Annotated in this window: 11 protein-coding genes; 9 read left to right on the top strand and 2 right to left on the bottom strand. The window is 70.8% G+C overall.

What is annotated here, in order from left to right:
- The first annotated feature begins 126 nt into the window (after positions 1-126).
- The 6 genes from MXD57_RS05315 to MXD57_RS05290 all read left to right on the top strand — a co-directional run bounded on the left by MXD57_RS05315 (position 127) and on the right by MXD57_RS05290 (position 8,944).
- Complete coding sequence (locus MXD57_RS05315; protein WP_250400108.1) at positions 127-1,119, top strand: LacI family DNA-binding transcriptional regulator; 993 nt, start codon at positions 127-129, stop codon at positions 1,117-1,119.
- 299 nt (positions 1,120-1,418) lie between these two features.
- Positions 1,419-2,792: an ABC transporter substrate-binding protein gene (locus tag MXD57_RS05310; protein ID WP_250400107.1), complete on the top strand. Its 1,374-nt coding sequence runs from the start codon at positions 1,419-1,421 to the stop codon at positions 2,790-2,792.
- Positions 2,793-2,869: 77 nt separating this feature from the next.
- Positions 2,870-3,784 carry a carbohydrate ABC transporter permease gene (locus MXD57_RS05305; RefSeq protein ID WP_250400106.1) on the top strand — a complete coding sequence of 305 codons (915 nt, stop codon included), beginning with the start codon at positions 2,870-2,872 and terminating at the stop codon, positions 3,782-3,784.
- A complete protein-coding gene (locus tag MXD57_RS05300) occupies positions 3,781-4,677 on the top strand; it encodes a carbohydrate ABC transporter permease (RefSeq protein ID WP_250400105.1) in 897 nt (298 codons plus the stop codon). Before MXD57_RS05305 ends, MXD57_RS05300 begins: the two co-directional genes overlap by 4 nt.
- Positions 4,674-6,734, top strand: a complete 2,061-nt coding sequence (locus MXD57_RS05295) for a beta-galactosidase (protein WP_250400104.1) — start codon at positions 4,674-4,676, stop codon at positions 6,732-6,734. The genes MXD57_RS05300 and MXD57_RS05295 overlap by 4 nt, the downstream gene beginning before the upstream one ends.
- A 59-nt stretch (positions 6,735-6,793) precedes the next feature.
- Positions 6,794-8,944, top strand: a complete 2,151-nt coding sequence (locus tag MXD57_RS05290) for an alpha-galactosidase (RefSeq protein ID WP_250400103.1) — start codon at positions 6,794-6,796, stop codon at positions 8,942-8,944.
- A 73-nt stretch (positions 8,945-9,017) separates the two neighbouring features.
- Here the strand turns inward: MXD57_RS05290 and MXD57_RS05285 are convergent, their stop codons facing one another.
- Both MXD57_RS05285 and MXD57_RS05280 read right to left on the bottom strand, forming a co-directional pair.
- A complete protein-coding gene (locus tag MXD57_RS05285; RefSeq protein WP_250400102.1) occupies positions 9,018-9,884 on the bottom strand; it encodes an alpha/beta fold hydrolase in 867 nt (288 codons plus the stop codon).
- Between the two features lie 393 nt (positions 9,885-10,277).
- Positions 10,278-11,726 carry a pyridoxal phosphate-dependent decarboxylase family protein gene (locus MXD57_RS05280; protein WP_250400101.1) on the bottom strand — a complete coding sequence of 483 codons (1,449 nt, stop codon included), beginning with the start codon at positions 11,724-11,726 and terminating at the stop codon, positions 10,278-10,280.
- 572 nt (positions 11,727-12,298) lie between these two features.
- Here MXD57_RS05280 and MXD57_RS05275 point away from each other — a divergent pair.
- The 3 genes from MXD57_RS05275 to MXD57_RS05265 all read left to right on the top strand — a co-directional run bounded on the left by MXD57_RS05275 (position 12,299) and on the right by MXD57_RS05265 (position 15,413).
- On the top strand, positions 12,299-12,940 hold the full coding sequence (locus MXD57_RS05275) for a cyclase (protein WP_250400100.1): 642 nt from the start codon (positions 12,299-12,301) through the stop codon (positions 12,938-12,940).
- A gap of 729 nt (positions 12,941-13,669) precedes the next feature.
- Entirely contained in the window at positions 13,670-14,698 is a 1,029-nt protein-coding gene (locus MXD57_RS05270) for a hypothetical protein (RefSeq protein ID WP_250400099.1), read from the top strand.
- 379 nt (positions 14,699-15,077) lie between these two features.
- The gene (locus MXD57_RS05265; RefSeq protein WP_250400098.1) at positions 15,078-15,413 is read left to right on the top strand and encodes a hypothetical protein; all 336 of its coding nucleotides are present in this window, start codon (positions 15,078-15,080) and stop codon (positions 15,411-15,413) included.
- The last annotated feature ends 69 nt before the right edge of the window (positions 15,414-15,482 follow it).

The following is a 15,482-nucleotide window of genomic DNA, read 5'->3' as shown; positions in this document are numbered from 1 at the left end:
CGCCCGGTACTCCGGTGTCGTCCCGCGTGTCCCGGAGGCTCCGCACCGTGGGCCGCGCCGGAAGAGAGCGCTTCCATGCCGTTGTCGCCCGTGAAGTAGGGTGACGGCGCGAAAGGAGCGTGAGCAGTGCGAGAGCAGGTCACCATGGCGGACGTCGCGCGGGTCGCCGGCGTCTCGACCGCCACGGTCTCCTACGTTCTGTCCGGCAAGCGGCCCGTCTCCCCGGCGACGCGTGCGGCGGTGGAGGCCGCCATCGCCGACCTGGGGTTCGCCGTGAACACGGCGGCGCGCAGCCTGAGGACCGGACGCTCGAGCCTGGTGGCGCTGATCGTGCCCGACATCGCCAACCCCTTCTTCGCGCAGCTCGCGGCCACGCTCCAGGAGGAACTCCGCTGCCTGGGCATGCACGTCGTCGTCTGCAACACCCGGGCCGACCGCGAGGAGGAGCGGGCGCTGCTCGCGGAGGCCGTGCAGCAGCGCTTCGCCGGAGTGGTGATCACTCCGTTCCGGCTGCTGCCCAAGGATCTGGACACCCTGTCGAGGGCCGGAATCCCGACCGTGGTGAGCGCGGACGTGCCCTTCGGGGCGGTCGACCTGGTGACGCCCGACGCGCGGGCCGCGACCCGGCAGGCGCTGGAGGGGGTGACCGCCGCCAAACGCCGCCGCATAGCGGTGATCGCCGGACCTCGGGACGCCACCGGGGGCGACCCCCGTCTGGAGCTGCTGCGGGCGCTCGCCCGCCAGTTCGGCACCTCCTTGCCGGGGGCGCTGGTGGTGCGCGGCGAGCACACCCGGGAGGCGGGGGCCGCCGGCTTCGCCGAGCTGATGAGCCGGCGTTACCGCCCGGACGCGGTGTTCTGCTCCAACGACGTGATCGCGGTCGGTGCCCTGGACAAGGCGCACGAGCTCGGCATCGACGTACCCGGCGACGTGGCGCTCGTGGGTCACGACGACGCCTCCTTCGCCTCGTTGGTGCGGCCGCAACTGACGACGATCCGGTATCCCGCGGAGGACGTGGGCCGAGCGGCCGCCCGGTTGCTCAGGGAGCGTTTCGAGGGGCGGCGCGTGCCCAGGACCATCCGCGTGAAGGCCGAGTTCGTCGCGAGGGCCTCGGTCTGAGCGGTGTGCGCCGGTCGAGGCGTCCCACCCACCCCGACACCACACCACCGTGGCCCGGCGAACACCGTAGCGTAATCGATTGCGTGTGACGAGAGTGATACGCGACGCATGCTGCTGGGCGCGACTAACCCCCAGGTCAGAGCGTATTTGAAGGTTCGCTGAGCACTCTGCCGCGCGCGTCACGAAGTGGACTCGGAGCGGGAAAATTCCATCCGACCTGTTGACTTCTGTTGATTCTCGTTGTGAAGGTTGCCGCCATTGCTTGTCGGAGCGGGACACCCGGTGCAAGGAGCAACCTCATGGCGACACGCGAGCGCACTTCATCCCTGATCAGACGATCGCTGGTCAGGCGCTGCACGATCGGTGCGGTGGTCGTGGCACTCGCCGCGGCGACCGGCTGCGGCGGCGGTGGCGGCAAGGACGACGCCGCGGACGGCTCGTCCTGCAAGCCGTCCTCCGGCAAGGTGACACTGCAGTACTGGTCGTGGGTCCCCGGCATGCAGAAGGCGGTGGACCGCTGGAACGGCGAGCACCCCGACGTGCAGGTCAAGCTGAAGAGCACCCCGGCCGGCAACGCGGGCACCTACCAGAACATGTCCAACGCCCTGAAGGCCGGCAAGGCCCCCGACCTCGGCCAGATCGAGTACGACTCCCTCGCGAGCTTCCGTCTCAAGGACGGGTTGCGCGACATCGCCGAGTGCCCCGGAGTGGACGGCGCCCAGCAGAAGTTCGTCGACTGGACCTGGTCGCAGGTCGGCTTCGGAGCCGGCGGCAAGGACGGCATCTGGGCCGTCCCCCAGGACACCGGCCCGATGGCGCTGTTCTACCGCAAGGACATCTTCGACAAGCTCGGCCTCAAGGCCCCCAGGACCTGGGACGAGTACGCGGCCGACGCGGTCAGGCTCAAGAAGGCCGGGAAGTACATCACGCACTACTCCCAGACCGACCCCAACTGGTTCACCGGCCTGCTGTGGCAGAACAAGGCCACCATGTTCCAACGCGACGGGGACTCCTGGAAGGTCACGGTGGACCGGCCCGAGAGCCGGCAGGTCGCCGACTACTGGCAGAAGCTGATCGACGACAAGCTCGTCGCCACCGACCTGCAGGGCTTCTCACCCGCGCTGTACAAGTCCTGGAACGACGGCGAGGTCGTCACCTGGATCAGCGCGGCCTGGGGCTACAGCACCATCCGCGACAACGCCAAGTCCACGGCGGGCAAGTGGGCGGTGGCCCCGATGCCGCAGTGGCACCCGGGCGACCAGCGGGCCGGCAACTGGGGCGGCTCGACCACCGCCGTGCTCTCCGGCAGCAAGCACCCCGCGGAGGCGGCCCGGTTCGCACTGTGGCTCAACACCGACCCCGAGGCACTGGCCATCCTCAACCGCGAGGGCGGCCTCTACCCGGCGGCCAAGGCGGGCCTGGACCTCCCGGCGCTGAAGCAGCCGGTCGACTTCTACGGCAAGCAGCGGATCTTCGACGTCTTCGCCCGGGCATCGGCCAACGTGGACGACGGCTTCACCTGGGGACCGACGATGACCGACACCTACCGCTTCATCAGCGACGGCACGGCGGGCGCCGTCGGCGGCAAGGGCACGCTCGCCGACGTACTCGAGCAGACCCAGTCGCAGAGCGTGGAGTCGCTGCGCAAGCAGTCCCTCGACGTGACCGGCTGACCCGGAGCCGTCCCCACCCAGAGCGTCCCCGCCGCCCCCGCGGCGGGGACGGCACCCTCCCTGCCGAAGGCCCTCTCGTGACCACCACAACCGCCCCGCCCCGGGCGCGCCGCAGACCCGCGCGCCAGGCCCTCGCCCCGTACGCCTTCCTCCTGCCCTTCCTCGTCCCGTTCGTGCTGTTCACCCTGCTGCCGGTCGGCTACGCCTTCTGGCAGAGCCTGCACCGGACCGAGCGCACCGGCGGCACCTTCGGGCACACCCACTCGGTGTTCGCCGGCTTCCAGCAGTACGCCGACGTCGTGCACGAGCCGTTCTTCGGCGACAGCGTGGTGCGCGTCGGGGTGTTCGCCCTGGTGCAGATACCCGTCATGCTGCTGCTCGCGCTGGTCCTGGCCCTGCTGCTGGACTCCACCGTGGCCCGGCTCAAGCGCTTCTTCCGCCTGGTGTACTTCGTCCCGTACGGAATCCCGGGCGTCGTCGCGGCAGTGATGTGGGCCTTCCTCTACGACCCCCGGCTCTCACCGATCGTGGACCTGCTGAGGTCGGCCGGCACCCGGGTCGACCTGCTCGGCTCCCACCTCATCCTGTTCTCCATCGGCAACGTGGTCACCTGGACCTACACCGGCTACAACATGCTGATCCTCTACTCGGCCCTCCAGGCGCTCCCCGCCGACATCGGCGAGGCGGCCCGCGTCGACGGAGCGGGCGGCTGGACGATCGCCACCCGGATCAAGATCCCGCTGATCCGGCCGGCACTCGTGCTCACCGGAGTGTTCTCCATCATCGGCACCTTCCAGCTCTTCACCGAGCCGCAGGTCTTCCGGACCATCTCCACCAGCGTGACCAGCACCTACACACCCAACCTCGCGGCCTACTCGCTGGCGTCGGGCGACAACTACAGCGAGGCGGCCGCACTGTCGGTCCTGCTCGCCGCCGTGACCTTCCTGCTGTCGTTCGCGTTCCTCCGCCTGACCTCCAGGAGGCAGCGATGAGCATCCTCACCCGCGTCGAAGGAGCCCACGCGGCCACCAAGCCGGGCCGGGGCGCGCCCGGGCGGCTCTCCGTCGTGGCCGCGACGGGCTTCCTGGTCCTCGCCGCCTGCTACATGCTGCTCCCCGTCTACTGGCTGCTCGTCTCCTCGACCAAGAGCCAGGGCGACCTGGTGTCCACCCCTGGACTGCTGCCCGCCCACTGGCACCTCGGTGACAACCTCGCCGCGCTGTTCGCGCAGCAGGACGGTGTCTTCGCCCGCTGGCTGCTCAACAGCCTGCTCTACGCCGGTGCGGGTGCGGCGGTCGCCACCGCACTGGCCGCCGCGGCCGGATACGCCCTGGCCAAGTACGAGTTCCGCGGGCGCGAGGCGGTGTTCTCCGTCGTCCTCGGCGGGGTCCTGGTGCCCGCGTCCGCCCTCGCCCTGCCGTTGTTCCTGCTGTTCGCCCAGGTGAACGCGACCAACACCTTCTGGTCGGTGTTCCTGCCCAGCATCGTCAGCCCCTTCGGCGTCTACCTCTCCCGGATCTTCGCCACCGCCTCGGTCCCCGACGAGGTGCTCGAGGCGGCCCGCATGGACGGAGCCGGGGAACTGCGCATCTTCCGCACCATCGTCCTGCGCCTGATGTCGCCGGCACTGGTGACCGTCTTCCTCTTCCAGTTCGTCGTCATCTGGAACAACTTCCTGCTGCCCCTCGTCATGCTCCAGGACGACGACCTCTACCCCGTCACCCTCGGACTGTTCACCTGGCAGTCGCAGACCAGCCGGCTGCCCCAACTGCAGACCCTGACCATCGTGGGAGCCCTGATCTCGGTCGTGCCCATCGTGCTCACCTTCCTGCTCCTGCAGCGCTACTGGCGCGCCGGACTCTCCGCGGGGGCGGTGAAGTCGTGACCCGCGCCCCGGCCCACACCCCGGCCCCCCACCCGCTCACCACGCTCAACCACAAGCTGGGCTCCGTCGCCTACGGTGGGGACTACAACCCCGAACAGTGGCCGAGGCACGTGTGGCAGGAGGACGTCCGCCTCATGCGGGAAGCGGGCGTCAACCTCGTCACCGTCGGGGTGTTCGCCTGGTCGCGCATCCAGCCGCGGCCCGGCACCTACGACTTCGGCCTGCTGGACGAGGTCCTCGACCTGCTCCACGCAGGCGGCGTCGCCGTGGACCTTGCCACCGCGACCGCGGCCCCGCCCCCGTGGTTCACCCGCCTTCACCCGGACGCCCGGCCGGTCACCGCCTCCGGCACCCGGCTCGCCCACGGCAGCCGGCAGGTCTTCTGCCCGAGCCACCCCGCCTACGCCGACGCGGCCGACGCCCTGGTCACCGCGCTCGCCGAGCGGTACGCGGACCATCCCGCGGTCGTCCTGTGGCACGTGCACAACGAGTTCGGCAACCACAACGCCCTGTGCTACTGCGACGTCAGCGCCGCGGCGTTCCGCACCTGGCTGAGGGAGCGCTACACGACCCTCGACACCCTCAACGAGATGTGGGGCACCGACTTCTGGGGCCAGCGCTACGGCGACTGGGAGGAGATAGACCCGCCGCGGGACACCACCGCCTTCCGCAACCCCGGACAGGATCTGGACTACCGCCGCTTCTCCTCCGACGCGCTCCTGGCCCGCCACCAGGCCGAGGCGGCCCTGCTGCGGCGCCTCGCGCCCGGCATCCCCCTGACCACCAACCACCTGGGCACCCTGGAGAAGAAGGTGGACGCCCACTCCCTCGCCGCGGAGTGCGACCTCGTCTCCCTGGACCACTACCTGCCCGCGGCCGACCCGGACGGCCACATCGACCTGGCGCTGAACGCCGACCTCGCGCGGGGCATGGCCGCCGGACGCCCCTGGCTGCTCATGGAGCACTCCACCTCCGCCGTCAACTGGCAGCCCGTCAACATCGCCAAGCAGCCCGGGCAGATGCGCCGCAACAGCCTCACGCACCTCGCCCGCGGCGCCGACGGCATCATGTTCTTCCAGTGGCGGCAGTCCCGGGCGGGTGCCGAGAAATGGCACTCCGCGATGCTTCCGCACGGCGGCACGGACACCCGGATCTGGAAGGAGGTGCGCGGCCTCGGCGCCGACCTGGCCGCCCTCGGCGAGGTGACGGGGACACGGGTGGCGGCGGACGTCGCGCTGCTCTTCGACTGGCACAACTGGTGGGCGCTGGAACTGGAGGCCCGCCCCTGCGGCCCCATGCGCTACCTCGACGCCGTCCGGGACTGGTACGAGGCCCTGTGGCGGCTGAACATCACCTGCGACGTGGTCGCGCCCGGTGCCGACCTCACCTCCTACAAGGCCGTCGTCGCGCCCAACCTCTACCTGCTGTCCGACGAGCACGCCGATGCCCTCACCCGGTACGTGCGCGACGGCGGGCACCTCGCCGTCGGCTGCTTCAGCGGTGTCGTCGACACCGGCGACCGGGTCCGCCCGGGCGGCTACCCGGGCGCGCTGAGCGAGGTGCTCGGACTCCGGATCGACGAGTACCTGCCGCTGCGCCCCGGTGACACCGTCTCCCTCAGCGACGGCTCGACGGCCCGGCAGTGGGCCGAACGCGTGGAACCGCGCGGCTGCACACCGGTGCTGCGCTTCGCGAACGGCCCCGGCGGCGGCCCGGCCGCCGGCGGCCCCGCGCTCACCCGGCACCTCTACGGCGCGGGCACGAGCTGGTACGCGGCCACCCGTGCGTCGGGGGCGACGCTGCGGGAACTCGTCCTGAGACTCGGCGAGGAGGCCGGGCTCAGGCCCGTCGCCGACGTGCCCGACGGCATCGAGGCGGTCCGCCGGTCCGGCCCGGACGGCTCCTATCTCTTCCTCGTCAACCACGGCGAGGACCCCGCCAAGGTCCTGGTCGAGGGGACGGGTCTGCTCGACGCCACACAGGACGGCTCCTTCGCGGAGATCCCCGCGGGAGGCGTGGCCGTCGTCCGCGAGAGGTCCGCCGGGCCGCGTTCCTGAACCACGCGCCGGCGTCCCGGGCGCCGGCCGCGTTCCCACCGTCACCGAGGAAGGTCCTCATGCCCGCCCCCGTGTCCGCACCACCGCCGCCCGGAAGCGTCGAGTTCGACGAACCCAGCGGCACGGTGGTGCTGAGAACCGCCGCCTCCTGCTACGTCCTGCGCGTGGACCGTGCGGAGGGCACCGTGCGTCACGTCCACTGGGGGGCTCCCGTCCCGCCGGCCGACGCGGCGGCGCTGCCGGCGTGGGCCGGCCACGACGACAGTTTCGAGGGACGCCTCGACGGAGTGGAGGAGTACCCCGTTGAAGGCGGCGCCCGGTTCGGCGTCCCGGCCCTGCAGGTCCGGTTCGCCGACGGCAGCGGATCTCTCGAACCCCGCGTCGAGGACGTCCGGATCACCGACGGCGACCACCTGGTGGTCGCACTGCGGGACCGGTACCGGCCCCTGGCCTGGGAGCTGCACTACCGGGTGCCGCCCGGCGGGGACGTGCTCGAACGCTGGACGGAATTCACCCACACCGCCGGACCGGACGCGGAGCCGGTGCACCTGACGCGGTGTTCCTCCGCCCACTGGCCGCTGCCCCAGCGGCCCGGCTGGCGGCTCTCCTGCGTCCACGGCGGATGGTCCGCCGAGAACCGCCTGGAGCGGACGGCACTGGCGGTCGGGGAGACCACCCTGACCAGCCGGCGCGGCCACACCGGCCACCACGCCGGGCCGTGGGTCGTCCTCGACGCCGGTCACGCCGACGAGGAACGGGGCGAGGTGTGGGCCACGGCCCTCGCCGCCGGCGGCAGCTGGCGCCTGACGGTCCAACGCACCGCGGCCCAGCGCGCCGGGGTCGTCGCCTCGGAGGGACACGAGGGCGCCGAGATCCCCCTGGCACCCGGCCACCGGCACGTCACCCCGGTCAGTGTGGCGGTGTACACCCCGGGTGGCTTCGGCGGCGTCAGCCGGGCCTTCCACGGCCACGTGCGCCGGCACGTCCTGCCGCACCCGGAAGAGCTCCGGCCGGTGCTCTACAACTCGTGGGAGGCCACCTCCTTCGAGGTCTGCGAGGAGAACCAGCTCGCGCTGGCCCGTCGCGCCGCGTCCCTGGGCGTGGAACTGTTCGTGGTCGACGACGGCTGGTTCGGCGCCCGGGACGACGACCGCGCGGGACTCGGCGACTGGACCCCGCACCGGCGGCGCTTCCCGCGCGGACTGCGTCCGCTGGCCGACGAGGTGCACCGCCTGGGCATGTCGTTCGGCCTGTGGGTGGAGCCGGAGATGGTCAACGCCGACAGCGACCTGTTCCGCGCGCACCCCGACTGGGTGCTGCACCTGCCCGACCGCACCGCCACCGAGCTGCGCCACCAGCTCGTCCTGGACTTCTCCCGACCGGAGGTGACCGACTGGGCGTACGGGTGGCTCCACGCCCTGGTCGCCGACAACGGCGTGGACTTCCTCAAGTGGGACTTCAACCGGTCGTTCACGGAAGCCGGCGGGCACGGCGGCGGGCCCGTCCGGCAGGTGTACATCGAGCACGCCCGGGGCGTCCACCGTCTGCTCGACCGGCTGCGAGCCGCCTTCCCCGCGCTGCGCGTCGAGGCGTGCGCGGGCGGTGGCGGCCGGACCGACCTGGCCGTTCTCGGCCGCACCGACCAGGTGTGGACCTCGGACAACACCGACGCGGTGGACCGACTGGGCATCCAGCACGGCTTCAGCCAGGTGTACCCGGCGGGAGTCATGTCCGCCTGGGTGACCGACAGCCCCAACCCGCTGACCGGGCGCTCGGTCCCGCTGGCCTTCCGGTTCCACTCGGCCATGGCGGGCGTCCTCGGTATCGGGGGCGACCTGACGCGGTGGACCGAGGCGGAGATCGAGGAGGCAGCCCGGCTGGTCCAGCGGTACAAGGACATCCGTCCGCTGGTGCAGCACGGCCGCCAGGACCGGCTGCTGGCCCCGGGCGAGGGGCTGTTGACGGCCGTCCAGTACACCGGCGCCGGGGCCGGCCGTACCGCGGTGCTCGTCTGGCGATCCAGCACCTCCTTCGGGCCCGCCCACCCGCCGCTGCGGCTGCGCGGCCTGGACCCCGCCGCCCGGTACCGGGACGAGGACACCGGCGCCGAATGGTCCGGGGCCACACTGATGGGCTACGGGCTGCCGGTGCCGGCGCTCGCGGACGGTGACTGCGCGAGCGCCCTGGCCGTGCTCCAGCGGACGGCGTGAACGGGTCCGGGCAGCCGCCCTGCCCGCCCGCCGCGTTCGCGGGGGAGGCCTCCCCGGAACTCCTGGCCCACCGTCAGGTGGCGGGCCGAGCGGCCGGTGTGTCGAGGAAGTCCCGGACCTCCCGGTTGAACGCGTCGGGGTTCTCCCAGAAAGCGAAGTGACTGCTGCGCTCACGGAGGATCCGCACGACGGCCCCCGGAATGGCCGAAGCGACCGAGTGCGCGGCGGTGGAGGGGATCACGCTGTCGCTCCCCCCGATGACCAGGGTCGGAACGGAGATCCTGGGCAGGACGTCACGCCAGTCGTGCATGACGTTGTCCAGCAGCAGCCTGCCGGCGTACTCCCGGGGCAGGAGCAGATTCTGGGCGAGGACCCAGCGACGTTCCTCCTCGACGGCGGCCGGGGACCACATGGCGTCCAGGAATTCGGCGCTGAGGGCCTCGGCGTCCGAGCCGGGGTCGCGCAGTCCCGCGACGACCTCACCGATCTGTCCCAGCCCGTACAGCGCGCCAAGGCGCTCGGCCAGGCCGTCCGGCCAGTAGGGCTGCCGGATCAGGACCGCCGGTTCGTCGAACAGCACCAGGCGCGCCAGCCGGTCCCCGCCGAACATGTCCCAGTAGGACCATGCCAGCGCGCATCCCATCGAGTGGGCCACCCAGACGACCGCGGTGAGGTCCAAGTGGTGGATGAGCTGATGGATGTCCGTCGACAGGCGGGCGACCCGGTATCCGTGGTCCGGCTTGTCGGACGCGCCGTGGCCGCGGTGGTCGACCGCGATCACATGGTGGGTGCGGGCGAAGTCGTCGATCTGGTGCCGCCATTGCGCGGCGGTCTGGGACCAGCCGGGAACGAGCAGCATGTCCGGCCCGCTGCCGGCCTCCAGGTAGTGCAGCCGCACGCCGTCGTTCGTCATGGCGAATCCGCTGCGCACGTCACGCATCCGTTCACCTCCGGCACAGTCGCGACGTCCTGCCGCACTCCCCGCCTCGGGAGCGACGGCGACGGACGCCGATGCATCGCTTCCGCGACTCGGGAACGATCATGTCGGGACATGTCGTGCCGGGCAACCTCCCACGCCGGGTCACGTCCGCTGTGATGGTGCGACGACGGCCACTCGGTGATCTCGTCCTTGAGGCTGTGCGGTGAGTTCGACCGGATCTGCCGCCAGATCTCGCGGGGGGAAGACGGTGAGGGCGAGCAGGCCGTGCTGAGCTGCGTCCAAGTGGGCTGCGGCCTTGGGGAAGTGCGGGGTGACATCCGGCGTGCCGACGGCTCCCGGACCGGGTCCTCATCCGGACGGGTGATCGGTACGGACGGCGGCGGCGACGCCCTCTCAGCGTCCGTCGTGGGCTCTGTACAGTCGGCCGATCGCCTCGGGCAGGAGGCGTTCGCTCAGTGCCGGGGGCAGGGCCTGCAGGACGGTCAGTACCGGTGCCCTTCGCTCGGGGAGTTCGTCACCGTCTTCGAGGCCCGCAAGCGAGAGCAGCGATGAGACCTCCTCCTGCGTCAGCGCCGCCGGGTCCAAGAGGGACGCCAGGGAGCCGAGTTCGGGGTCCACGTGTGGCGGACCCAGTGCTCTGGCACGAACGACTGCCTGTGCCAGCTCGAGGAGCAGCAGACGTACGGTCTCCTCCTCCGCGGTCGCGGCGGTCACGGTCAGGTGGAGGTTCGCGGGGGAGGGCCCGAAGGCCGGCTGAGGTTGGAGGAACCAGCCGCGCAAGCGCATCTCGTCGGCCACTACGAAGGGATCGACGGTGGGATCGTCGGACGCCACGGCGATCAGGGAAGCCTCTGGGCGCCCGAGTACGCGTAGTCCGTCGATCGCGGATATGCCCTTCGTCAGGGCGGTCGTCGCCCGATGCACTCGTCGGGACAACTCGATGTAGCCCTGTGTGCCGATCCGCTCCAGCACCGCCCATGCTCCGGCGAGCGGCGCCGCCGACTTCGTGCCCTGGAGCGTGGCGCTGACAACCGGGTAGCCCGGCCAGCCGGTGTGCGCGAACCATCCGTGTCGCCTCAGTTCGGCGTCCCGGAACAGGAGCACCGAGGCGCCCTTCGGGGTGTAGCCGTACTTGTGCAGGTCGACGGAGAGCGAGGTGACGCCGGTCAGCGAGAGGTCGAAGGCGGGCAGTGCGGGAGCGTCCTCGGCCATCCTGAGATGTCCGAGGTACCAGCCGCCTATGCAGGCGTCCACGTGGCAGAGGACGCCCCGGCGGGCAGCCGCATGTGCCACCTCCTCCACCGGGTCGATCACACCGTGCGCGTACGACGGCGCGGACACGACGACGAGTGCGGTCCGGTTCGTGATCGCGGCTGCCAGGTCACGAGCGTTCACCTGGTACGTCGCCGGGTTCACGGGGACCACGACCACGTCCATGCCGAACAGGGCGGCTGCCTTGTGGAAGGCGGCGTGTGCCGTGCTGGGCAGCACCACCTGGAGGCTGCCGTCGGTGGATCGAGGGCGACGTGCGTGCTCCCGGGCGGTGACCATCGCGAGCAGGCAGCTCTCGGTGCCACCGCTCGTGAACGTCCCCGCTGTCCGCTCGTCACCGCCGAGCAACTGAGCCGTCCGGGCGACGATGTCGTTCTCCAGGGCCACGACACTGGGGAATGCCGTCATGTCCAGCCCGTTGACGCCCGCGAAACGGGCCTGTGCGGCCGCCGCCAGCTCCTCGACGCCTTCGAGGCCCGAGTCGTAGACGTACGCCATGGTCCGGCCGCCGTGCACCGGCAGGTCCCGTGAACGCAGTTGGTCGAGTCTGGTGAGGATGTCCTCGTTCATAGCTCTCCGGGAAAGGGGCGCCGCACAGAAGAAGCCAGGGATCGATCGGTGCCGGGCAACAACCTGATCAGAACTTGGGACACAGATCGGACGCCGCACCAGATCCGGTGGTGGGACAGCGTCCGGTGCCTCGCGGACGGGGACGACGGGCGTCGTCACCGCGCGGAGCGTGAGCCATATGCAGCGTAACGGCAGGGACGGGGTTCACCGATCAGATCCGGAAGATCCACGCGGACGCCCGCGGTCTCGGGCCGCCGCGCGCCCACGGGGACTGCATGGCTCACTTCGCCGTCGCGGGACAGGGTGGACACCGCGACCGACCAGGGGAACGACCGAGAACCGGGTCGTATCTCTGTACACCGCAACCTTGTTGTGCTGACATGCACATGTAATGCGCGCTCGTGGTGCGCGCCCCGGGCTGTGGACGGCGCTCACCGCTTGGCCCGGACGGACCGGCACCGGACGTTCCATGGCCCCCGAGTGGCCTTTTGCGCAAGGTGGCGGTGGCCGGACCGACCGGTGTGGTCCCCAGACGGTTCCGCACAGCTTCGCCAACTCCGAGGAGGTTGGACATGAGAGCCACATCCACGCTGGTGCGCCTGCCTGTCGCTGCGGTCGGCTGCCTGGCGTTCGTCGGGCTCACGATGACGCCTGCGTCGGCCGCCGGCACCCCGATCGCCTTCGACTGCCAGGCCAGGCCTCCGATCGTCCCGGCGCAGACCTTCGACCTCAGCGCCGGGGTCGACGCCACCGCACCCGACTCCGTCCCGTCGGGCAGTGACTTCGCTGTCACCCTCACCCCGGCGCCGCTCACCGTGCCCGGCTCGGTGAACGGATACGCGGTCAAATCGATCAAGGACATCAGGCTCAGGGCCGTGGTCCCGGCCAACGCCACAGTGACCGGTGAGAGGCTCTCCGGGGGGTCGGGGATCGGCTCGGGCACCCCGCACGTCGCCATCAGCGGTGGCGACATCGTCATGACGGTACCTGGTCCGATCAACGGCGGCAGCACGTTCACACTCCCCGTCCTCACACTGGACCTGGTCGCCGGCGCACCCGGCGGCGCGATCGACACCCGGCTGGCGGGCACCTCGTACGGCGACCCCGGTCTTTCGTTCACCGCCAGAGTGCCGATCCTCTTCTTCACCGCAGACGTGCCCACGTCGTGCTACTCCTCACCCAACCCCGTACTCAGCTCCACGACCGTCACCTGACGGCGGGCCGAGGCCGACGTGCGGCGGTCGCCGGCCGGGCTCACCCGGCGCCTGGCCGAGCGCCGTCGAGGCGCGGAAGGAGCCGCACCTCGCGGAGGAGGCCGGTCGGACCGGTGGAGGCGGTTCTCGTCCCGGCGGAGATGTCCACGACGGCTGTCGGCCGTGGAGGGTGACAACTGAGGTCGGCACCTCGACGGTACGTGTCCCGGGCGGCGGGCCGGAAGCGTTCACTTCCGGCCCGCCGCACGGAAGTGAACGCTCAGGGCCGGTGGCCTGGCTGAGAGGGCCCTCCGGCTCACCGGCTCACCGCGAGGAGGGCTCGCGGCAGGGTGAACAGGCTCTGTGCCCAGCCCGCGCCGTGTCCCGGCCCGAACAGGACGCGGCCGGCATGACCATGGGCAGTGCCACGGCATGGGCCGCGGTGTCTCCGCCGACGGACACCAGCGTCCCGGCGGCGGCCGGTGCGCCCGGCAGGGGACCGACGAGAGTCCGGGCCACGATCGAACCGGTCTGCGCGGCTGTGGTTCGCATCAGGGTGAGAACGGCCGGCACGGCCCGGAACCGTGAGGGAGGGAGTCGGGTCCGGCCGCGGCACGAGCAGCTGACACATTCACCGCCAGGCCAGTGAACTTCCGGCGGAGCATGAAAGGAACCGTACGTCCCCTGCCGTACCGTCCTGGTCGGGCCGGAATCAGTGGCGGTGTCCGCCGCGCTACGGAAGGACGAAGGATGAGACGTCGGTTCCTGACACGCAGTCTGTTGTCGGCTGTCGTCGCATTTGACCTCCTCGTGCTTGCCGCGTGCGGGGTGGAGAAGTCCACGGGCGTCTCGTCCCCCGGTGGGGGCCAGGTCAGGGCGCCACGCGAGTTCAGCGGCATCGCCTGGCTCGCCACCAGACGGAGGTTCACCGGTCCAGGGCGCGAAGAGGAGCCACAGGAGGTCTTCCTGATCTGCCACGACGCGAGGGACAACGAAGCCGAGCGCGACCTGCCGCGTCTCGCGATCGTGCGGACCCCCGTCGATACCGACGGGATCGTCGTCCAGGAGCTTCACGTCGACTTCCCCAGCGTGCCGAACGACCTTGAGAGCATCGCCCGGCTGCCCGGCCGTGACGAAGCCCTGCTGGCGGAGAGCAATGCCGACGGCGATGACCCCGACCCCACCATCTACCTGGCGAGGTGGGACAAGAACCTCAACGTCGAGATCGCGGGCTCGGTGCCGTGGCCGAGGACGCCCGAGCCACTCGTCAACGTCGAGGCCACGGCCGTCGCGACCGTCCGGGGGCAGGACTACTTCGTGTACGCCGAGCGGGCACAGGGAAGTGACACCACCGACATCAACATGACCCGCCTGACGGTCAGCAGGAGCGGTCGGATCACGTTCGGCAGGAAGTGGACGTCGGTCTCCTTCACCGCGTCCGAGCCACCGGGTGCGCGCCCTGCCTCGGGCCTCGACATCGACGCGAAGGGCAATCTCTACATCTCGTCCGCATACGACCCCGGTGACCTCGGCCCCTTCGACAGCGCCGTGTACCGCGCGGCCACGGTTCGCGAGGGTGGAGCCCTCGGTGCGAAGCTGGTTCCGGTCAAACCGCCGCAGATGCTCGCCCGCAGCTCAGGGCTCAAGGTCGAAGGTGTCGGGCTGGTCGCCGGCTCCTTCCCGATCTTCATCAGCGACGACGACGAGGACTACGGCGGCCTGCTTCGTCAGCTGCGCGTGACGGCGCCGGATGGCCGACGACGGCATCGGCCGCTATGAGCGGTGACGCCGACCCGGGACGTGGGTAGGACATCGTCGATGCGGGCCGGGTGCTTCACCGCGGTGGCGCGTCCTGGGCACCGTACTCGTCGCCGGCCGCACCCGGCTCCCCCGGCGACACCCGCCCTGGGGCTTCGCCCCGTGGGAGCCGGTCCGGTATCCCACCTGAGGCTCTGGCCTCGATCTTGCATGAGGGTCCGTCAGCTTGCTGACGGACCCTTTCGCTCGTTCGGGGCGAAGAGTCGTGCAGGCGGGCAGGCTGATGGCCGAGCGCGGGCTCACCACAAGATCGGGCTGACTCAGTGCCGTGGGGCTGCGAGGATGCGCTGTGTGGTTACGGATGCGGAGTGGGGGCGGATTCGTCTTGAGGGGCACGGTCGTGAAGGTGCCCACACCTGGGGCGATCGGGATCTTCGTAGATATCGGCTTGGGCTTCGGAGGCTTCGTCGACGTCCTGCTGTTGCCGGAGCAGGCAGAGCAGCGGCCCGCTGAAGGCACCATCACTGATCTTGAGGCTTGGTGGGCGGACAGCCGTCAGCAGGTCCGGCTGAAGCCGTCCGATCCGGAATACTTGCGGAACGACTTCGCGGACTTCACTGCCCGTGTCAGACCCGGTTGGTCAGCCGACATCGGCCAGCCCGTTCGCGACAGCGGGCCGGTCACTGCGCAGGAGCTTGCTTCGCTACTTGCTCGGCAGGAGCGCCGCGAAGTGTGAGACGCGGGTCGTGAAGGCCGACGTCACGTTGCGCCCTGAATTCGCCAACAGCGTCACTTACTACGGCGG

The sequence above is a fragment of the Streptomyces cellostaticus genome (genome assembly GCF_023630175.1).
Taxonomy (GTDB): Bacteria; Actinomycetota; Actinomycetes; order Streptomycetales; family Streptomycetaceae; genus Streptomyces; species Streptomyces cellostaticus_A.
Note: the sequence above shows the minus strand (reverse complement) of the source record. Positions and strands in the feature narration are given on the sequence as shown.